A 21086-nucleotide genomic window follows, 5' to 3' on the forward strand; every position below is an offset into this window, starting at 1 on the left:
GCCCTAAAGCTTATCAAGACTTACGGACTGCAGGCATACCCAGGTTCAGTGCAGCCGGAGCATCTTCCGGCACAGCCGGGTTCACCGGAGCAATCGGATCCAGGCGCACGTAGGACTCACCCTGCGCCGGACGCTGATCTTCCTCACCCTTATTCGGCCACAGCGACGTTGCACGCTCCGCATTCGCGGAAATCGACAGTGACGGGTTCACTCCCGGGTTGGCTGCCATCGCCGAACCGTCGTGAATCGAGAGCGTCGGGTAACCCCACACACGCAAGTACGGATCAACAACGCCGTTTTCGGGTGAATCCGAAATCGTTGCGCCGCCAATGAAGTGAGCTGTCAAAGGAATGTTTGCCAACTCACCGATAGTGCCCCCAGCCAGCACACGACCATTCCGACCACGTGCACTGAGCTTGTCCGCCGCACGTTGCGTAGCTTCGTTACCCGACGGAATCCACGTCGGATTCGGCTCCCCCTCGCCCTGCTTACTCATCAGGAAACGCACCGGCCCGATCTTTTGCAGGTACGTCGTAATCGAGTTGTCGCGATTCTGCATCACCAGAGAAATCACGGTGCGCTGCGACCACTTACGCAGATTCACGAGCTGCGTCAGGTAGTTAGGATGCTTTACGACGGTTCCCACAGCCTGCAACCATCGCGGAGTCCGACGACCTCCTTCGGTCATAATCATCTGCAGCATTGCGATGGCATTAGAGCCCTTACCGTAGCGCACTGGCTCGATATGGGTGTCCTCGTCCGGGAAGAATGACGAAGTGATGGCTACACCGTTAGAGAAGTCATTTTCCGGGTCCACCTTCGTACCCATCGCGCCCAAAATAGCCTCGGAGTTGGTGCGGGTCAGCTTGCCCAAAGATTTCGGCAGCAGCGGCAAGTGCCCATCGGCCTGCTGGCGATGCAACAAATTCTGTGTGCCCCAGGCACCGGCGGCGAGAATGACGCGCTTAGCGCTAAACTGCTGCTTGTCCTTAGCTACCCAACGGCCAGTGCGCTCAGTGTCAATAACCCAGGAGCCATCAGCCTGAGGATGCAGGCCAGTAACGGTAGTGCGGTCAAAGACCTGCGCACCAAACTTCTCCGCCAAGTAGAGGTAGTTCTTAACCAGGGTGTTCTTGGCATTGTGACGGCAACCAGTCATGCACTCACCACATTCCGTACAAGCAGTACGGTCCGGGCCGATCCCCCCGAAGTAAGGATCGGAAACTGTTTGCCCTGGCGCACCCTGTCCACCTGTCTTGGCTCCGAAGAACACACCCACCGGAGTCGAGCGGAAAGTATGACCCACCCCCATATCTTCGGCTACTTCACGCATGACGACGTCGGCAGGCGTGTCGGATGGGTTGGTGACCACCCCGAGCATGCGAGATGCATTGTCATAGTGCGGAGTGAGTTCTGACTCCCAGTCGGTAATGTGCCCCCACTGACGGTGCTGGAAGTATTCAGTACCCGGCTTATACAGAGTGTTTGCGTAGTTAAGAGAACCACCGCCGACGCCGGCACCAGCGAGAATCATGACATCTTTCAACATGTGCACACGCTGGACACCAAAGAGTCCCAGCTTAGGAGCCCACAGGTACTTGTGAAGCCGCCAGCTGGTCTTGGCAAAGTCTTTATCTTCGAACCGTCGACCAGCTTCGAGAACTGCCACTCGGTAGCCCTTTTCGGTCAACCGCAAAGCAGAAACAGAACCACCAAAACCGGAACCGACGATTACAACATCGAAATCACGTTGTTTACTCATGGGAAAAGCCACCTTCTCTAAGGGCGTAACGCTAATGCGCGGAACTCATGTTCCTAACCCTAAGCGGAGATGGCTTTTCAGTAAGGTAGTTTTGCGAAAAAACCATCCGATTACTTTAATTAAAAACCTTTTGGACGTACCGACAGCTCAACGCGGTGGAAGGACTTCAGGTTGGTAAAGCCGCACTTGGCCATTGCGCGACGCAGGCCACCGGCGAGATTGCGGTCACCGAACGGCGAAGCGGAAGGGCCAAACAGAGCCTCTTCCAGGCTGACCAATTCCTTCTCATCGTCGACGACCGGCCACACCGCACCGCGCGGGTACTTCGGGTGTGCCGCAACAGACGGCCAGGCGTAGCCCTGCCCCGGAGCTTCGTGGACGGTTGCCAGCACACTGGACAGTGCCACAGCATCCGCACCGCAGGCGATTGCCTTGGCAATGTCACCGACGGTATCAATGCCGCCATCGGCAATGATGTGGACGTAGCGCCCCTCGGTCTCATCGAGGTAGTCCTTACGAGCAGCTGCAGCATCCGCAATAGCGGTAGCCATTGGCACATCGATACCGAGCGCATCCGGGGACGTCGTAAAGCCCGTACCGACAATCACACCAGCGGCACCTGAACGCATTAGATGCAGCGCAGTCTGGTAGTCGACAACGCCACCGGCGATAACTGGAACGTCCAGGCTGCCGATGAAGTCCTTGAGGTTTAGTGGTTCACCCTGAGCCGTGACATGCTCTGCGGAAATCAGCGTGCCCTGGATAACCAACAAGTCGATGCCGGCCTTGATAGCCAGCGGAGCCAGCTCACGGGCATGCTGCGGGGAGACACGAACTGCAGTGATCGCGCCGGTTGCGCGAATCTCCTTGATGCGCTCAACCAACAGGTCAGTATCAATTGGAGCAGAGTGCAGTTCCTGCAGCTTGCGGTTCACTGCCTCGGATTCACGCTTGGTGGCGGCATTCTTTGCCAACTCCACCAGCTCGGCGATCTTGTCCTGCGCATCGGCGTGACGGGCCCAGATACCCTCGGCGTTGAGAACCGCCAAACCGCCCAGGCGAGCAAACTCAGCGACGGATTCCGGGCTGGCGATGGCATCTGTCGGATGCATCATCATCGGGAGTTCGAAATCGTAGGCGTCAATTCGCCAGGAGGTATCGACGTCCTTGGACGACCGGGTACGACGAGTGGGAACGAGTGCAATATCGTCCAACTCGTAGGTCCGGCGTGCCTCGCGGCCAATACCGATTTCAACGATGTCGCGCATGAGCTTTCCTCACATGCCCTTTCCGTGGAATTTAACTCGACTAAGCCAGTTTAGCGCTGGTAGTAGTTCGGCGCTTCGACAGTCATCTGGATATCGTGCGGGTGCGACTCGCGCAGGCCTGCAGCGGTGATCTGGACGAACTGTGCGTCGTGCAGCTGCTCGACGGTAGCGGAACCGGTGTAGCCCATAGCTGCACGCAGACCACCGACCAGCTGGTGAACGATGGAGTCGATGCTGCCGCGGAACGGAACACGCCCCTCAATGCCTTCCGGAACCAGCTTCTCTTCGCTCTTGACATCAGCCTGGAAGTAGCGGTCCTTGGAGTAGGAGCGCTTCTCACCGGTCAGGCCGCGGCCCTGCATAGCACCCAGCGAGCCCATGCCACGGTACATCTTGTACTGCTTGCCGTTGACGAAGGTGACCTCACCCGGAGCCTCAGCGGTACCGGCCAGCATCGAACCGAGCATGACGGAGGATGCACCGGCTGCCAGAGCCTTGGCGATGTCGCCGGAGAACTGCATACCGCCATCGGCGATAATCGGAACGCCAGCCTTCTTAGCTGCGACAGAGGCTTCCATGATGGCGGTGATCTGCGGGGCGCCCACACCTGCGACAACGCGAGTGGTGCAAATCGAGCCTGGGCCGATACCGACCTTGATGGCATCTGCACCCGCGTCAATCATGGCCTGTGCAGCGCCACGGGTAGCCAGGTTGCCGCCGATAATCTGGATGTTCTCGCCGAATTCCTTCTTAACGCGGGAGACCATCTCAAGTACACCTGAGTTGTGGGCGTGAGCGGTATCAACAACGAGCACGTCTACGCCTGCGTCAGCCAATGCGTGCGCGCGCTTCCAGGAGTCCTCGCCGGTACCGATACCAGCACCGACCAGCAGACGGCCGGAACCATCCTTGGAAGCATTCGGGTACTGATCCTTCTTGACGAAGTCCTTGACGGTAATCAGACCAGTCAGGCGGCCTTCGCCATCGACAATCGGCAGCTTCTCCACCTTGTGAGCGCGCAGCAGGTTCAGCGCCGCATCGCCAGACACACCCTGCTCAGCCACGACCAGCGGCATCGGGGTCATGATTTCGGAAACCTTGCGGTTCAGGTCTGCCTCAAAACGCATGTCACGGTTGGTGCAGATACCGACCAACTTGCCGTCCTTATCGACGACCGGCAGGCCCGAGATGCGGTAACGAGCGCACTTGGCATCTACCTCGGCGATGGTGTCATCCGGGGAACAGGTCACCGGGTCGGACACCATGCCAGCCTCAGAGCGCTTCACAATCTCGACCTGCTGAGCCTGCTCCTCGATAGACAGGTTGCGGTGCAGGATACCCATACCGCCCTGGCGGGCCATGGCAACAGCCATGCGGGCCTCGGTGACGGTGTCCATAGCAGCGGACACAACCGGAATGTTCAGACGCAGCTCACGAGTGAGCTGCGTCGAAGTATCAACGCCGGAGGGGATAACGTCCGAAGCATCCGGCAGCAGCAGGACGTCATCGAATGTAAGGCCGACTAGTGGAATCTTGTTGGGATTGTCTCCGCCGAGGCTAATTCCCGTGGGGTTGGTCATGGACTCCTCCTGCTCCACCCTTGCCGACATCCGGCCAGGGGCGCTATCGCTTCGTGGTTGCCAAACGTTATATACAGGGTAGTCCTTCAGTGATGAAACGCGACAATTAGGCGGAGCGACAGGTGCCCGACAAGGGTTAGCCGAAAGCTAGCTGAGGGTTATTCCAAGGTGAACTAAACCCCAACTAAGTGCATCGCCAATCGACAGGATTGCCGTACAGAGCTGTTACGGTAGTGGTTGTGAACCACAACTTTTTCTCATCCATGCCGCGGGATCCGTTCGAAGGAGATCCCAATGACCCGGCAAGCTTTCTCGAGCCGGATGAGCCGTTTGCTCCACTGACAGACCAGGAACGTCGAGAGGTTCTTGAAGATCTGGCCGCAGTTCGCCTATTCCGTACCGCTTTGAGCCCAGAGGGATTACTGGGCGTCTGTATGTTGTGTGAGGACTGCGGTGACGAGCACTTTTACAACTGGGAGGTTTTGGAAAACCACTACCTGATGCTCCTGTCTGGACAGGCATCTCCGGTTCACGAGCCACAATTCGATCCAGACCCCTCCCGTTACGCCCCATGGGACTACTGCGCAGGCTTTGTCGACGGTTTGCGTTCTCGACGACCTGGCCGTTTCTAAAAATTTGGTAAGAGTTTGACGGAATTGTTTGCGTAGTATCCCGGCTGGCCTCCTTAGGTTTACCAACCGTTCATTGTTGGCCTCCACACTTGAGCTCACTGCTTCAAGAAAGCTCAATGAAGGAGACATCAATTCCGATGACGTACATCGACCACTTGCCCGGGCCCAATGCGGATTTGTGGGATTGGCAGCTGCACGGCTCGTGCCGCGGGCAGGACTCCGCGACCTTCTTCCACCCGGAAGGCGAGCGCGGACGCGCACGCAGCCTGCGTGAAGCCCGTGCGAAGGCTATCTGCCGTTCTTGCCCTGTTCTTATGCAGTGCCGTAGTCACGCACTCAAGGTTGGTGAGCCATACGGTGTCTGGGGCGGTCTCAGCGAATCTGAACGAAATGAAATCCTTCGAGCTAAGCCGGCTGCACGTGAACGCGAACTTGAACGCGTTCTAGTCACTGCCATGTAGTCCCTCTCCTCTCTCGGACTCCATCCAGTTCACATAAAAACCAAAATGCTCCCCACCCTCAGATTGAAGGTGGGGAGCATTTTACGTGCCAAAGGCCCGGGCACTAGCTCACTGACAATTAGTGAGCGTGATCGTGCTGCGGCTCTTCCTCCGGCTTGTCCACAACAGAAGCCTCGGTGGTCAGCAGCATACGCGCCACGGAGGTTGCGTTGACGACTGCGGAGTGAGTGACCTTGACCGGGTCAATGACGCCGGACTCAATCAGGTTCTCGTAAGTGTCAGCAGCAGCGTTGTAGCCGTTGCCGTTCTCCAGCTCACCAATGTGGTAGACAACGACAGCGCCGTCCTTACCAGCATTCTCAGCAATCCAGAAAGCCGGACGGGTCAGAGCCTTGGCAACTGCACGGACACCGACTGCCTCGTCGCCCTCGAACTCGTCAGCGAATGCCTCGAGTTCACGGGAGATCTGCACCAGTACGGAACCGCCACCGGCGATGACGCCTTCCTGAGCTGCCGCACGAGCAGCGTTAATGGCGTCCTCGACGCGCAGCTTGCGCTCGTTGACCTCGGTCTCGGTAGCAGCGCCGACCTTAATGACAGCCACGCCGCCAGAGAGCTTCGCCAGACGCTCTTCCAGCTTCTCGCGATCCCAGTCAGAGTCAGTGCGCTCAATCTCGGCACGAATCTGGTTACGACGCTCTTCCACAGCCTCAGCGGTGCCGGCACCGTCAACCAGAACGGTCTCGTCCTTGGTAATGGTGATACGGCGTGCGTTACCCAGCACCTCAAGTCCAACGTCCTTCAGCTGCATGCCAGTGTCAGCCGTAACGACGGTTGCACCGGTGACAACTGCCAGGTCATCCATGAACGCCTTACGACGGTCACCGAAGTACGGTGCCTTCACTGCGGCAACCTTCAAGGTCTTGCGCATAGCGTTGATGACCAGTGCGGACAGAGCCTCGCCCTCGATATCCTCAGCCATGATCAGAGTCGGCTTGCCGGACTCGGCAATCTTCTCCAGAATCGGCAGGAACTCCGGCAGGGAGGAAATCTTCTCGCGAACGAGCAGCACCTGTGCACCGTCAAGAATTGCCTGCTGAGCCTCGACGTCGGTAATGAAGTACGGCGAGAGGAAGCCCTTGTTGAAGGACACGCCCTCGGTCACGGACAGCTCGGTGGCAATCGACTGCGACTCCTCCACAGAGACGACGCCGTCCTTGCCAACCTTGTCCATGGCACCTGCAACCAGGTCACCAATTTCAGTGTCGCGCGAGGAAACGGTTGCCACCTGTGCGATGGCAGCAGAGCTGCTGACCGGGGTGGCGCGCTGCTTCAGCAGCTCAACCGCCTTGTCGGATGCAGCGTGAATACCGCGGTTCAGCGAAATCGGGTTTGCGCCGGCTGCAACGTTGCGCAGACCCTCGTGGACCAGCGCCTGTGCCAGCAGCGTTGCGGTAGTAGTACCGTCACCGGCAACGTCATTGGTCTTGACCGCAACGGACTTAACCAACTGCGCGCCGAGGTTCTCAAACGGATCCTCAACGTCGATGTCGCGGGCGATGGTCACACCATCATTGGTGACCAGCGGACCGCCGAAGGCCTTGTCCAGGACAACGTTGCGACCCTTCGGGCCAAGCGTGACCTTGACTGCGTCGGCAAGCGTGTCCACACCGCGCTTGAGGCCTTCGCGAGCCTCTTCGTTAAAAGCAATAAGCTTCGCCATGTGTGGGTACGTCCTCCCTTTAGTTCTCGATAACAGCCAGGATGTCGCGCTGCGACAGCAGCAGGTACTCTTCGCCCTGGTACTTCAGCTCAGTGCCGCCGTACTTGGAGAAGATGACGATGTCACCCTCCTTGACGTCCATAGGAATGCGGTCATCGTCATCGGCCCAACGACCCGGACCAACTGCGATAACGGTAGCCTCCTGCGGCTTCTCCTTAGCGGAGTCCGGGATAACCAGGCCAGAAGCCGTGGTGGTCTCTGCTTCGTTGATCTGGACGAGGACGCGGTCCTCCAGCGGCTTGATGTTGACGTTCGCCACGATGAATTCCTCCATACATGCGGTGATGTGATGTTCTTGTGCCGGTTGGTCTGCCGTGCACAGCCGTCGTCGCGGGTGAACAACTGTGTGTCAAACAACCTTCGTTAGCACTCTACCCCTGCAAGTGCTAACACTCAACAATAGTGAGCGCTAATGCTAATTGGTCAGCTTGTCGGGGTTACACGCCATACGACCGAACGCAGTAACCGTCATTCCGTGTTCCTTGATGTACTCATCGCTAAAGCACGGGCCACCAGAACCGGTTGTGTAACGACTGTCTGGCTCCCTCCTTTGCCAGGCACCTTCGTCCCATTGGTAGACCGCCAGTCCACCACTGTTTGCGCGCCCACCCAGCGCCCACCATCCGTCACAGGCGACGATCGTAAAGTTTTCCTCCGTAGTCGGGAACGCCGACGCCTCGCAATCCCCACTAATCGGATAATCGGGCGCAGCCGTACTCGTGGTTTCCCTCGTCTTGGTTTTCTCCGGCGACTTCACCTTCACGGTCTCCGTCGCAGTCGCAGTAACAGTGAGCTTCGGCGCTACTTCATCCTTGGCACCTGCACCAAACCATTGCTCACCTCGACCACTCACAACTAGGTAAAGCACCACTGCTACAGCGACGATCACCACAAGCAGCAGAGCGATGACTGCCCATAGCACTCCCCCAGCACGACCGCGCTGATGTTCAACTTGCGGTGCTTGCGTTGTTTGCGGTTCGCCCTGCGGTGCAAACAGCTCAGTCTGATTATGCGAATTATCGGATGGCTGAAGTTCCCACTCGCTGTAGTCTTTACTCATTTTTGGGCAAGCGCTTTCCTGTAATTGTCCTGCGATCCATGGCAGAGAAACAAGTCAAAGTCAGTTAACGAAATTTAACATGGATCCGAGGGGCAATCACTGCTTATTGCATTACAGGATCTTCCACTGGCATCGATGGGTCGGTCGGGCAGGCGTAGCCAGAGGGCTTGACCCCCGCGGCAATGAGGTAGGCGGCAGCTGCGCCAATCATGACACCGTTGTCGGTGCACAACTTAATCGGTGGCACGTGCAGCGTAATTCCCGCCGAGGTAGCTCGCGCCGCTGCGAGTTCACGCAACCTCGAGTTCGCAGCTACACCACCACCGAGCAGCAGCGTAGTGGCCCCCACATCCTGAGCCGCACGGACAGCCTTTTTGGTCAACACATCGCAGACCGCCTCCTGGAAGGAAGCACAGACATCCTCTACGGAGTATTCACGACCTTCCTTCTCCGCCGCCTCGACATAGCGGGCCACGGCGGTTTTCAAGCCGGAGAAGGAGAAGTCATGGCGCGCATCCTGCTGGCGCATCATGGCGCGAGGAAACGCGATGGCCTTGCGATTTCCCTGCTTAGCCAACTTATCGATAATCGGGCCGCCCGGGTAACCCAACCCAAGCAGCCTCGAAACCTTGTCGTATGCCTCTCCGGCTGCGTCGTCAAGCGTCGATCCGAGCTCCTCCATCGGACGACCAACCCCCTGTACGCGCAGCAGCTGCGTGTGCCCGCCGGAAACCAAGAGCGCCACTGCGTTGGACAAATCCGCGCCGTCGAGAGCTCCGACAGCAACGTGGCCACCAAGGTGATTAATGCCGTAGAAAGGCACACCCCAGGCGGCGGCATAGGCCTTCGCGCCTGCCGAACCGACCAGCAGCGCACCGGCGAGACCGGGCCCCACGGTAGCGGCGACGGCATCTGGGATAAAAGTATCGATACCGAGCTTGGCAGCTGCTTGCGCGCGCGCCTCGGAGACTACTGGCTGCAAGGCTTCCAAATGAGCGCGGGAAGCAATCTCCGGGACCACACCACCGAAGCGGGCGTGCTGCTCCATGGAGGATGCGACGACGTCGGCAAGCACTTCCACCTCGGGAATGGCGGGGGTGCTGGTGTCGGTGTCGTCGTAGCGCACACGCATCACTGCAGCGCCAGTCTCATCGCAGGAACTCTCGATTGCCAGCAGGGTCAACTCGGTCATAGCAGTCATGGTACTAGCGCACCACCGGGTCGCTTACCAGCGACCGAGTTTAAATTTCGAGGCGACCGAGGTTCCGCACAGCGGCACGCCAGAGAGCGTATTCCTCTGGGTAGTCATCGCGGTAGTGGCGCACGGCGCGCATACCGTGCTTAATACGCTCGATTTCCTCGTCGCCGATATCCTTGCCCTCGGCGTCGACAAATACGACCGTTCCGCAAATTGCGGTGGTGGGGTCGGTAAAGAAAGCCGAGTTACCCGTAGCAGCCTCATTGCGGCCGAGGGACGCGACCGGATTCGGTTCAGCGCCCTCAGCCTTGGCCGTCGGGTTGTAGAGAGCGGCGTAATCGGCGCCGTCTTCTTGGAATGCCACCGAAACACGGTCGGAGGAAACTCCGCCGAGGAATGTAGCAGCGGCCTCCAACTCAAATTCGACGATGCGATGCGTCAGGTCAGGGTTCACCAGAAAACCTTTAATCATGGAAACAGAGGTACCGCACCGCACCCGCTCCCGCATCTCGAGAGCGCTACCCCCACTATGGCCGCGGGATGTTGCGGAGGTTCGACCGTGCCATGTTGATCATCTGACCAACGCCGCCGCCGAAGACGGTGCGAGTAGCGGCCTTGGAGAATCCCATCAGCATGTCCCAGGTGATGTTTGCCGGGATGGACAGGGCATTCGGGTCGGTGACCATATCCACCAGCACCGGGCCGTCGTATGCCAGCGCCTCTTGAATCAGGCGAGGCGCATCGGCCGGATCTTCAATTCGGATGGCCTTGATACCCAACGACTCTGCGACTCCGGCGTAGTCCACTGCGTCGTGGTCGGTCTCGTGCTCCGGCAGCCCCTGAACCAGCATTTCCAGCTTGACCATGCCGAGCGAGGAGTTATTGAACACAAACATCTTGATGGGCAGCTGCTCCTGCTTCACGGTGATGAGCTCACCGAGCAGCATTGACAGGCCACCGTCACCGTTGAAGGTAATGACCTGACGGTCCCGGTCAGCAGCCTGCACACCAATGGCCTGCGAAAGTGCATTGGCCATGGTGCCGTGACGGAAAGAACCAATCTGCTCTCGCTTGCCATTCGGCGTGACGTAGCGTGCAGCCCAGACATTGCCCATGCCGGTATCCACGGTGAAGACGGCATCGTCATCGGCGTACTTATCAATCAGGTCGGCCACATACTCCGGGTGAATCGGTCGCATGTTCTCAACGTCGTGGGTGTATGCCTCGATGACGTGGCTGAGCAGGCGCTCGTGGTTCCGCAGCTGCTTGTCCAGGAAGGAACGGTCAGTCTTTTCATCCAGGTGCGGCAGGATGGTTTCAATCGTGGCAGCCACATCGCCGACGACTGGGTACTTCACCGTGGTACGACGACCGATGGCACGACCATCGATATCGACCTGGGCGACGTTCTTGGTCGGCAGGAAGTCGTTGTACGGGAAGTCAGTACCGAGCAGAATCAACAGATCAGCATCGTTGGAGGCATCGTGGCAGGCGCCGTAGCCCAGCAGGCCGGACATGCCGACGTCATAGGGGTTGTCGTACTGGATGTACATCTTGCCACCCAGCGCATGTCCCACCGGCGACTTAATCTTCTCCGCAAGCTTGAGCACCTGTTCGCGGGCGTCCTTCACACCTGCGCCACAGAAAAGCGTGACGGTTTTAGCCTCGTTGATTGCGTCGGCAAGCGCGGCGGCCTGGCCGGCGTCAGGGAATACGACTGGGCGACCGCTGCTGATTGTGGAGGTGACGAACTCATCATTTTCCACTTCATGCGTTGTAATGTCGCCCGGCAGAACCAGCACGGAAACACCGTGGCCAGTCATGGTCGACTGGATAGCGTGATGCAAAACGACGCCACCCTGCTCAGCGGAGTTGACCATCTCGCAGTAACCGGAGCACTCGTTGAAGATGAACTCCGGATGGGTCTCCTGGAAGAAGTTCGAGCCAATCTGGCGGGAAGGAATGTGCGATGCCAGCGCCAGCACCTTTGCGCCGTTGCGGTGGGAGTCATACAGGCCCTGAATGAGGTGGGTATTACCCGGGCCACAGGAGGCCGCACACACTGCTAATTCGCCGGTGACCAGGGACTCCGCGCCGGCGGCGAAGGCGGCAGCCTCTTCGTTGCGAACGTGCACCCACTCAATGGAGGACTCGCGCACAGCGTCGACAATGGGGTTCAAACTATCTCCAACGAGTCCGAAGATTCGCTTGACACCCTGCTTCTCTAGGGTTTCTACGAGCTGTTTTGCAAAGGTTTTAGCCATGTGCCTGGTTTAACGCAGATTAGTCAATACGTCAACATCTAGCTGGCCAACTCAGGCCGACACATCGTGTACGCATCCGCCCCAGAGCCCGGATAATAGTTCTTTCGCAGCCCCATATTTTCGAAGCCATAGCGCCGATACATGGCGATTGCGGGTTCGTTATCTGTGCGAACTTCCAAAAACACCGGGCCCGAATCCTCCGCCACAGCTGCCATCAGCGCGTCCATCAGCTGCGTCCCAAAGCCCCGGCGCTGCCACTTCTTCCCCACCCCGATGGTGTGAATCTCGTACTCGGCGGCACCCGCAGGCCCCAGCTTGGTAATCCCCGCATACCCGCACAGTTCTTCGTCCTCGTCCACATCTGCAATCAGCCCGACGTAGAAATTGTTCGGCGCGGCCAGCTCGGCCATAAAGGCCGATTCCGACCAGGGATCGTCGCCGGCAAATAGCTCCGCCTCAATCGCCGCACACGCCTTGGCCGCAGGAGGCCCGAGACGCACTAGCTTGACGACGCTCATCTCATAGCCTTCGGGACAACGGCATCCGGACGGCGCAAGTACAGCGGCACCAGTGGGCCCGGCGCGGAGTCAAAGTCGACCGCTTCAACCATGGCTGTCGGAGTGGGAAAGACTTGTTCGGCAGCAACCTCAAGCCCGGTAACTTGCTCGATGTGGCTGAGGCTGCCGCGGGCCTGGCTCGGCGCGAAGTCGGCGGCTTCTGCTGCAAGTTCTTCCTTGAGCAGCTCCATGACGTCGGCTGGCTTGGCCACTGCCGGACCGAAAACCCGCTGGCCATCGCGGTAGGCGGCGAAGTACACCTCGCGGCGGCGGGCATCGGTGACGACCAGTTCATCGCCAACACCACCCGCGAGCGCATCCAGGCTGCAGATGCCGTAGCAGGGAATTCCCAGAGCGTCGGCGAAGGAGGCTGCGGTGGCCATACCAACGCGCAAGCCCGTAAACGGCCCCGGCCCACAGCCGACAACCACGGCATCCAGCTCGGTTGCCTCCACCCCACTGTCAGTGAGGCACTGCTGAATCAGCGGCACCAGCACCTCGTTGTGCGCACGGGCATCCAGGTGCAGCTTTTCGGCCACGGTTTCACCATCGCGGACAATTCCCGCGGTGACCTGTGGAGTCGATGTGTCAACGGCCAAAATGTTCATACTCAGTAACCTACTTGAACCGACTTGAAGCTACTTGCTCCACGTCCAGGTGACGACGCGGGCATCGTCGTCACGCGAACGATCGATACTCACCTGTAGATAGCGCTCGGAGAGCACCTCGGCGAGCCCCATTCCCCACTCGGCGACCACGACGCTGTCCTCAAGGTCGGTGTCCAAATCGAGCGAGTCCAGCGCATCGAAGGCCTCGCCATCGGAGCCGGGTCCCTCTTCGCCGAAGAGTCGATAGGCGTCGACGTGGATGAGGGTGACGCCGTCGGTTGCCAGCGGACGGTGCTCGCGGGCGATGGTGAACGTCGGCGACGTCACGCGACCGCGCACATTCATGCCGCGGGCGATGCCCTGCGTGAGAGTGGTCTTACCCGCGCCGAGTGGGCCATCGAGAATCACCAAATCCCCGGCGGCTAGCTCCCGGCCAATCTCCTCGCCGAGGTCACGCATGTCCTCTGCGGTTGGCGCGATGCGGCTGCGCACCCACTTTCGCTCGCTGCGTCCCTTCGGCGCGGTGAGGATTTCGTAGTTAATGGTGCCGGATGCCTCCGCGAGGTCATCGAGACCGGGCTCCCCCAGTGTGGGATCACCGACGATGACCGCAGTGTCGCCGGCCTCGACATCACTGTCTGGACCAAGGTCGACGACGAACTGATCCATGCACACGCGTCCTACCTGCGGATAGCGTGTGCCATTGATGCTGACTTCGAAACGACCGGATGCCGAGCGCATCATGCCGTCGGCATAGCCGCAGGGCACGATGCCGATGGTGGTATCGCGGTCAGTTGTCCACGTCTGCCCGTAGGACACCGACTGCCCCTCCGGCAGCTTTTTGACCAAGATGACCGACGCTTCCCACCTCATCGCCGGACGCAATCCATGGGTGGCCCCCACAATTGGCTCGCCACCATAAATCGCCAGCCCTGGGCGCACCATGTCGAAGGCCAGGTCCGGGCGCGACAACGATGCCGGCGAATTCGCCGCATGGTTAATCAGCTCGTCCAGCCCCGCCTCACGCAGTGCCGCAATCGCAGCACGGAAATTCTGCGCCTGCTTATCGACGCTCTCGTTGCCCGGCTCATCCGCGCACGCAAAGTGCGTGAAAGCACCGGTGATGTTCAGAGCACCGGTCTTGTGCAGCTCGACCAGCTGATCGACCGCATGCTCAAAGTCCCCATTGGCCATAGAGAATCCCGAGCGACCCAAGCCCGTATCGACCATCACCGTCACACGTGGTGTCACCGATAGCGCCCGCCCGGCATTGGCCACGGCCAGCGCATGAGCCATCGACGGCAGGCCGAGGTCAATATCTGCAGCCACAGCACGCTGCAGCAACGAGGTGGCTGCCGCGTCCCAGATCCAGGCGAGGATGGGGATGGTGTGGCCGTCGTCAAGCGTGGTGCGGAGTTCCTCGCGGAGGGAGAGCGCCTCGTCGATTGTTGCGACGCCGAGCTGTGTTGCGCCGCCGGCCAGTGCGGCACGCGCGGTCTGCAGCGCACCCTGCGAGTAGCCGTCCGCCTTGACGACGGCCATGAATTCCGACACCCCTGCGATGGCCTTGACGGTCTTCACATTGTGGGTGATTGCGTCGAGATTAACGGTATGGGTCAGGATGGCTGGTGCCGAGGAAGTCATAGCCGTATTTTGCCACTGCTGCCTTCATTGGTGAACCATGCGGTGGCATCTCGGATGGATTCAGCGATGTCCTGGGCGCTGCAGGGTGCTGGCCCGAACTCTGTCTGCGCGGCCAAGAATGCGGCGCGAGCGTGAATAATTACTGGTACGTAGAGGGCTTCGCCACGCGCTACCCAGGCGCCAAGGAGTCCGGACAGTACATCGCCGGAGCCCGGCGTGGCTGCCCAGGAGCTACCCGCGTCAATCACAACTGTGCGCTGCGTTGTCGGATTGGCAATCACGGTGCGACGTCCCTTGAGCAACACTTCGCAGAAGAACTGCTCGGCAAGTTCACGGGCATCTGCGATGGCGTTAGTGACCTCGTGCCCGGTAAGACGCTCAAATTCGCCGGCGTGCGGCGTGAGAACAGTGCGCAGGTTGCGCTCCTGGCCGCGCTCGCGGACGAGCTGTCGGATATCCTCATGCTTCGACAGCAGCGTCAGGGCGTCAGCGTCGATGACTACTGGTTTGTCGGTGGCCAGAATGTCGCGCAGTTCCTCGGCCGCGCGCTCATCAGTGCCCCGACCAGGGCCGGCAACCCAGGCATCGACGCGTACCTCTTTACGATCCACCGAGTCCGACTGCGCAATGACCGTCGGCAAGGCCGCGGTGATGCGGTTGCGGGCGGCCGCGTCGCCGACATAGATAACCGCGGGACTGGTCGCGTGCACGGCAGCGGAGGCACACAGCTGACCAGCGCCCGGATACGCCTCGCTACCGGCGGAGATACCTGTAACTCCAGTGGAGTACTTGTGGTCTGCAGCACCGGGTTCGAGCGGGGTCATCGCGCCAAGTGGTGCCGGAAAGCTCCCGCCTAGGGCTTCGTAGAACTCCACGGTCGGAGTCTGGTGGTGGACGGCATTGTAGGTACCGTTTTCATAGAGCGTCTGCCCCAGTCCTGGAAGTTCGAGGGAGAAGGAGTCGAGGGAAATTTCATGTAATTCGACGGTGCCACAGGATTCGGACAGCGAGTGCGCGTAGCGCAGACCGCCGAAAGTCACCGTTGTCGTGGCCTCGACGTGGGATGGCAGGTACGGGTTCTGTCTCTCCTCCAAATCAGGGTCTGGATTGATGGTCTGGGCAGGCGGGTCAAAAGTACGCCCAGTATCGGCTTCTATGCCGCTCGGCACATCAACCGCGAGAATGGGAACTTTGCCCAACCGCGCTTCGCGCACCAACCACGCGGCCTCTTCACGCAGCGCGCCGTGACCTCCGAGCCCCACGATGCCGTCGATGATCAGTGCGTAGTCTTCACTAATCGACCACAGAATCTTCGATAAATCCGTCTCCCGGTCACACCCCAACGGCAGCACCCGCCCGCCTGCGAGCTCAAAAGCTTCCAGTGCCCGCTCGTGTGGCTTCGAGCCCAGCAAAACCGCATCCACGCCATGCCCATCCGAGGACAAGTTTCGGCCAGCATAGAGTGCATCGCCACCATTGCCTCCCGATCCAACCAACAGCAGCACGCGACCGCGACCAGGCTCCGGAGATGCCTCTGAGAGCATCCGCTCCGCCACCTCCGACACAGCGGCGGCTGCGTGGCGCATGAGTTCGTCGTCACGCGTTTGTGCGTCCAGATAGGGCTGTTCCGCGGCGCGAATTTCGGCAGCTGTGTAGCAGTACGTCATAACCCCAGCCTACGATTAGCCCCTATGGATGACTACTCCCCGAGCACGCGAGTTTTCGGCCCTCTACTGCGCGCCTTTCCGCAGGCATACCTGCGCTCGTTGCGTCATCCCGAATGGATCCCCCACGGCGTGCAGGACGTTCGCGAAATCCTCGACGGCAAAATCACTCCCGACCTGGACAGATACAACGGTCGCATACCAATTGTCCTGGTTCACGGCACCTGGATGAACTCGTTCAACTCCTTCGCCATGTTGGGGCCGTTCCTCGCCCGGAATCGCCCCGTATTCTCACTCGATTACGGCTCCGACCCCGCCGCGCTGGTCAGCCGTCTCCGTAGCGTCAAAGCCACCACCGATTTAAGCGATGCGCTCGCCGAAGTCACCGACCTTCTCGACCGCTTCCGAGCCCAACTCTCCCTACCCCGCATCGACCTCATCGGTCATTCCCAGGGCGGTCTACACTGCCGCAGTTACGCCAACGCGAGCATCGATTCGCTTTACGACGACGCACTCAACCATGGCCTCAACGAAGAAGAAGCCGAGCAGTACGCCTCCGACAACAGCCCCGTGCGGGCAGTGATCTCGCTTGCGGGAAACCACCGAGGCACTACTGCGTGGGGCATGCGCCGAAGGCTCAGTGCCCTTGAGCGATGCGGCCTACCGATGCACAAGCTCGTCGACCGCCTTGTCGGCCGTGCCTGCATTCAACAGCTGCTGGACTCTGACTACATCGCGACTCTGAACCGCGCAGCGCGTGGCATTACCCGACGTGGTCCGCACTACCTGAATATCGGCACCCCTTTTGACACCGTGGTTCGCCCGTGGACCGGCGCCTTTTTGCCCGAACAAGAGGGGCACCACATTACGAACGTCAACAATGCCACTGGCGGTGGCGACTGGTCTGATCACCTCGCACTGCTCTACTCCCCCAATACGCTCGAACGCATTCACGAGTTCTTGGAGGAACTGGATGGCGCTGAAGCTGGTGATGTTCCGCATCATCCGCGACAGCGAGTCCTGCCTATGTACGGTGCCCTGCCGAGGAGGCTCGGGCGGAGGGGTCTCGGACGGAGGGGCCGGATCTAATTCAGCACAGAATTTTAGAACATATTTCCAGAATTCTATTGACAGTTTTTCAAACAGGTGTACGATTTGGGTTGTAGGGAAAATTTGTAAGCGAAAGTTCTTTGTCCGGTGCACAGGGGTTGGCGGGACTGGTTGACACAGCCTCTCCATGCTTCTCTCCACCACAGAACTCAATCTTCAATTCTCCGGCGGACACGTAGTAATCAGGGGGATAACCAATGTCATCGCCGCCCACAGAACTTCCAGCACCAGGTCAAAAGCCCTCATGGGCCAACCAGCAATCCGACGACCCGATTAGCAGCGCGGCCCGTGCCATCAACGCCGCAGACCTTCAACTGATCGATATCTGCGCTCCCGGTGACGAGGTCGATGTCAATCACCATCTTGCCCGCATAAGCATTCGAACCGGCCTTAGCCGCGGCAAGTGTTCTACGCTGTGCGAAATTGCGCTGATGTTCGAACGCCTACCAAAAGTCCGGGCTCTCATCGAATCCACCTTCTGTTTCTCGTTAGCCCATCTCCGCGCCATCGCCAATGGCGTTGCCGGGCTGTCACCAGATCAGTTCGACACGGTAGAGCCCCATCTTTTGGAAATGCTCACTCCGACGCGACCTCGACAAGCAATGGTTGGTGTCTACACGCTGTCTCGTCTAATCGGCGACTTGGTTTCTGAGTACAACGACTGCGCCCGCAACGACGGCGCCCAACGGGTTCCAGAAGGCGAAGCGGTCGCACTCACCGACACGGGCGATGGCAAGCACAAAAAGGTCACAGCAATCCTTGAAAACGACCGCGCGACCGAGCTCATGGCAAGAATCCAGGGGATTCGCAACACCGCAATCAATCGCGGTGAACAGTGCACGCAGGCGGAAGCGCTACTACAGCTGGCACAGAAATCGACCAATGCCGAGATTGTCATCAATGTCTACCGCGAGGTCGGCGGTGGGCCAGCATGGATTGATGGCGTTGGCTGGTTGAGCGAGGTAGCCACCGAAGAATGGATTGCTCGCGCAACTCACATCCGTATCTCCGCCGATAGCAAGGTGGATGGTTACCGCCCCACCGAGAGCCAGGTGGCTCGCGTCCGTGGGCGTGACGGTACCTGCCGCTTCCCCGGCTGCGACGTCCCGGCAGCCAAGTGCGACCTGGACCATATTCAGCCGTACAACCACGACAATCCCAAGCAGGGCGGGCCGACTGACACGGAGAATCTGCACTGTCTCTGCCGCCGACACCACAATCTAAAAACGCACGAGGGCTGGGATATCGACAGATACCCCGACGGAACAGAAGTGTGGACTTCCCGTAATGGGGACACCGCGACTAGCGTTCCGGTTGGGCCGCTAAAGAACGTCGGCAAGCAAACTTTTCATCAGCGTGTGACACGGAAGATGAAGACGATTCAGAAACGCAACCTCGATTGGATGTTGTCATTTTGCCATGTATCCGATGAGGTCTGGGACCTATCCGAGGAAGAAGCAAAACGCATCGAGTCCCTCACGGATGAAGAACTCGATGCGGAGATTGAGCAGTACCGACGAAAGCAGGACGAACTACTCGACGGTGACTGACTTAGCCAGGTTGCGCGGCTTATCGATGTCCTCGTTACCGCACTGGCGAGCGATCTCAGCTGCCAGGAACTGCATCGGAATCGTAGACAACAGCGGCTGGAGCAGCGTGGACGTCTCCGGGATTTCAATCAGGTAGTTCGCAAAAGGAACCACCGACTGATCCCCTTCTTCGGCAATCACGATGGTCTTGGCACCACGGGCACGAATCTCCTGGATGTTGGAGACAATCTTGGAGTGCAGCACGGCGCGCCCCTTCGGCGATGGCACTACGACGACCACCGGAAGATCATCCTCGATGAGTGCAATTGGGCCATGCTTGAGCTCGCCTGCCGGGAACCCCTCTGCGTGAATGTAGGCAAGCTCCTTGAGCTTCAGCGCACCCTCAAGTGCGACTGGGAAACCAACGTGACGGCCGAGGAAGAGCATCGTCGGAATAGCACCGATTTCCTTGGCCATGTCGATGAACTCATCGCCCTTAGCGACGACCTTGTCAATCAGTGCCGGGATGGTCTCCAGCTCTTCAAACTCGCGAGTGACCTCATCCGGGTACTTAGTGCCGCGTGCCTGGGCAAGAGCCAATCCGACCAGGTAGTTTGCGGCTACCTGCGCCAGGAACGACTTGGTTGCAGCAACACCAATCTCCGGGCCGGCGTGCGTATAGAGCACGGCGTCAGACTCACGTGGAATCTGTGCACCGTTGGTGTTACAGACAGCCAGCACGCGGGCGCCCTGGCTCTTTGCGTGTCGCACGGCCTCAAGGGTGTCAGCAGTCTCGCCCGACTGCGAAATAGCGACCACCAGCGTCTGGCGGTCCAGCACCGGATCGCGGTAGCGGAACTCGGACGCGACCTCAATCTCGACCGGGATACGAACCCAGTGCTCAATGGCGTACTTGGCCAACAAACCGGAGTGGTATGCGGTACCACAGGCGACGACGAAGACCTTCTCGATGTCACGCAGATCTTGGTCACTCAGGCGGGACTCGTCGAGAACGATGCGGCCGTCAACGAGGTGACCGGCCAACGTATCGCGGACGGCGGCAGCCTGCTCGTGGATTTCCTTCATCATGAAGGAGTCATAGCCACCCTTTTCGGCTGCGGCGAGATCCCAGTCGATGGTGAATGGTCGACCCTGCTGCTCGTTGCCGGCGAAATCCAGGATGCGGTAATCATCTGCGGTGATGATGACGACGTTGTCCTGACCCAGCTCCACGGCCTCGCGGGTGTGTGCGATGAAAGCCGCAACATCGGAGCCGAGGAACATTTCGTTTTCGCCCACACCGACAATCAGCGGAGTGGAGCGACGAGCAGCGATGATGCGGTCCGGGTGGTCTGCATGAGTAAACAGCAGCGTAAAAGCACCCTCGAGGCGGTTGAGCACGGACAGCGCAGAGGCCTCGAAATCACCAGCGGTAGATCCGCCGTCGGAACCGTCCAGGGCACGGGCGAGCATGTGCGCGGCGACCTCGGAGTCGGTTTCGGACTTCAGCTCAATGCCGGCATCCTCCAGCTCCTGACGTAGCGGAGCAAAGTTCTCGATAATGCCGTTGTGGACGATAGCCACCTTGCCGTCATAGGACTGGTGTGGGTGGGCATTCTCATCAATTGGGCGACCGTGGGTAGCCCAGCGGGTGTGCCCAATTCCGGTGGTTCCAGTGATTTTGTCGCGCCCATCCGCATCAAGGGCAGCCTCGAGGTTGGCGAGTTTACCGGCCTTCTTCTCTACAGTGATATGCCCCTGATCGTCGACAATGGCAACACCCGCGGAGTCATAGCCACGGTATTCCATGCGTCGTAGCGCATCGACAGCAATATCCAGGGCGGGCTGATGGCCCGCATATCCAACGATTCCACACATGCCCTACAGAATAACCCGCGAAGCGGAAAATCGTCATAACGAAATAGACATTCTCGCTCATCCTGGCACTTTTTCAGCAAAGGTATGC

General features: G+C 59.4%; 18 protein-coding genes. 4 read left to right on the top strand and 14 right to left on the bottom strand.

Going from position 1 to position 21086, the window contains the following annotated elements; translation table 11 throughout:
• Positions 1-13 precede the first annotated feature (13 nt).
• The 3 genes from AB1Z34_RS00825 to guaB form a co-directional block, all read right to left on the bottom strand.
• Positions 14-1762 (bottom strand): GMC family oxidoreductase, encoded by a 1749-nt coding sequence (locus AB1Z34_RS00825; RefSeq protein ID WP_070549717.1) that lies wholly within the window; start codon positions 1760-1762, stop codon positions 14-16.
• Between the two features lie 119 nt (positions 1763-1881).
• On the bottom strand, positions 1882-3030 hold the full coding sequence (locus AB1Z34_RS00830; protein WP_016422120.1) for a GuaB3 family IMP dehydrogenase-related protein: 1149 nt from the start codon (positions 3028-3030) through the stop codon (positions 1882-1884).
• A gap of 50 nt (positions 3031-3080) precedes the next feature.
• Complete coding sequence (guaB, locus tag AB1Z34_RS00835) at positions 3081-4610, bottom strand: IMP dehydrogenase (protein ID WP_016422119.1); 1530 nt, start codon at positions 4608-4610, stop codon at positions 3081-3083.
• Positions 4611-4873: 263 nt separating this feature from the next.
• Here guaB and AB1Z34_RS00840 point away from each other — a divergent pair, with 263 nt between their 5' ends.
• Both AB1Z34_RS00840 and AB1Z34_RS00845 read left to right on the top strand, forming a co-directional pair.
• Positions 4874-5242 carry a DUF5319 domain-containing protein gene (locus tag AB1Z34_RS00840; RefSeq protein WP_038629374.1) on the top strand — a complete coding sequence of 123 codons (369 nt, stop codon included), beginning with the start codon at positions 4874-4876 and terminating at the stop codon, positions 5240-5242.
• A 137-nt stretch (positions 5243-5379) separates the two neighbouring features.
• Complete coding sequence (locus tag AB1Z34_RS00845) at positions 5380-5703, top strand: WhiB family transcriptional regulator (protein ID WP_016422117.1); 324 nt, start codon at positions 5380-5382, stop codon at positions 5701-5703.
• 118 nt (positions 5704-5821) lie between these two features.
• Here AB1Z34_RS00845 and groL read toward each other — a convergent pair whose 3' ends face one another.
• From groL to AB1Z34_RS00895, 10 genes are all read right to left on the bottom strand, one after another.
• On the bottom strand, positions 5822-7426 hold the full coding sequence (groL, locus tag AB1Z34_RS00850; RefSeq protein WP_070858131.1) for a chaperonin GroEL: 1605 nt from the start codon (positions 7424-7426) through the stop codon (positions 5822-5824).
• 19 nt (positions 7427-7445) lie between these two features.
• Complete coding sequence (gene groES / locus AB1Z34_RS00855) at positions 7446-7745, bottom strand: co-chaperone GroES (RefSeq protein WP_005510054.1); 300 nt, start codon at positions 7743-7745, stop codon at positions 7446-7448.
• Between the two features lie 156 nt (positions 7746-7901).
• On the bottom strand, positions 7902-8546 hold the full coding sequence (locus AB1Z34_RS00860) for a hypothetical protein (protein WP_049193258.1): 645 nt from the start codon (positions 8544-8546) through the stop codon (positions 7902-7904).
• A gap of 103 nt (positions 8547-8649) precedes the next feature.
• Entirely contained in the window at positions 8650-9729 is a 1080-nt protein-coding gene (gene tsaD, locus AB1Z34_RS00865) for a tRNA (adenosine(37)-N6)-threonylcarbamoyltransferase complex transferase subunit TsaD (protein ID WP_070438201.1), read from the bottom strand.
• Positions 9730-9787: 58 nt separating this feature from the next.
• A complete protein-coding gene (locus AB1Z34_RS00870; protein ID WP_042388422.1) occupies positions 9788-10216 on the bottom strand; it encodes a hypothetical protein in 429 nt (142 codons plus the stop codon).
• A gap of 55 nt (positions 10217-10271) precedes the next feature.
• Positions 10272-12008, bottom strand: coding sequence for a pyruvate dehydrogenase (locus tag AB1Z34_RS00875; protein WP_069359418.1), 1737 nt, complete (start codon positions 12006-12008; stop codon positions 10272-10274).
• A gap of 38 nt (positions 12009-12046) precedes the next feature.
• Positions 12047-12526, bottom strand: coding sequence for a ribosomal protein S18-alanine N-acetyltransferase (rimI, locus tag AB1Z34_RS00880; RefSeq protein WP_016422111.1), 480 nt, complete (start codon positions 12524-12526; stop codon positions 12047-12049).
• Positions 12523-13173, bottom strand: a complete 651-nt coding sequence (tsaB, locus tag AB1Z34_RS00885; protein ID WP_367157759.1) for a tRNA (adenosine(37)-N6)-threonylcarbamoyltransferase complex dimerization subunit type 1 TsaB — start codon at positions 13171-13173, stop codon at positions 12523-12525. The genes rimI and tsaB overlap by 4 nt, the downstream gene beginning before the upstream one ends.
• A 30-nt stretch (positions 13174-13203) precedes the next feature.
• A complete protein-coding gene (alr, locus tag AB1Z34_RS00890; RefSeq protein ID WP_367157760.1) occupies positions 13204-14817 on the bottom strand; it encodes an alanine racemase in 1614 nt (537 codons plus the stop codon).
• Positions 14814-16484: an NAD(P)H-hydrate dehydratase gene (locus AB1Z34_RS00895; RefSeq protein WP_367157761.1), complete on the bottom strand. Its 1671-nt coding sequence runs from the start codon at positions 16482-16484 to the stop codon at positions 14814-14816. The genes alr and AB1Z34_RS00895 overlap by 4 nt, the downstream gene beginning before the upstream one ends.
• A gap of 24 nt (positions 16485-16508) precedes the next feature.
• Here AB1Z34_RS00895 and AB1Z34_RS00900 point away from each other — a divergent pair, with 24 nt between their 5' ends.
• Entirely contained in the window at positions 16509-17570 is a 1062-nt protein-coding gene (locus tag AB1Z34_RS00900) for an esterase/lipase family protein (protein WP_367157762.1), read from the top strand.
• A gap of 218 nt (positions 17571-17788) precedes the next feature.
• Complete coding sequence (locus AB1Z34_RS00905; protein WP_367157763.1) at positions 17789-19141, top strand: HNH endonuclease signature motif containing protein; 1353 nt, start codon at positions 17789-17791, stop codon at positions 19139-19141.
• On the opposite strand, the gene glmS is transcribed toward AB1Z34_RS00905, so the two are convergent.
• On the bottom strand, positions 19124-20998 hold the full coding sequence (gene glmS / locus AB1Z34_RS00910; RefSeq protein WP_088611931.1) for a glutamine--fructose-6-phosphate transaminase (isomerizing): 1875 nt from the start codon (positions 20996-20998) through the stop codon (positions 19124-19126). The genes AB1Z34_RS00905 and glmS overlap by 18 nt on opposite strands.
• Positions 20999-21086: the final 88 nt, after the last annotated feature.

Origin of the sequence: Corynebacterium sp. 045007 (assembly GCF_040743205.1) — a bacterium.
In the GTDB taxonomy this organism is placed as follows: domain Bacteria; phylum Actinomycetota; class Actinomycetes; order Mycobacteriales; family Mycobacteriaceae; genus Corynebacterium; species Corynebacterium jeikeium_D.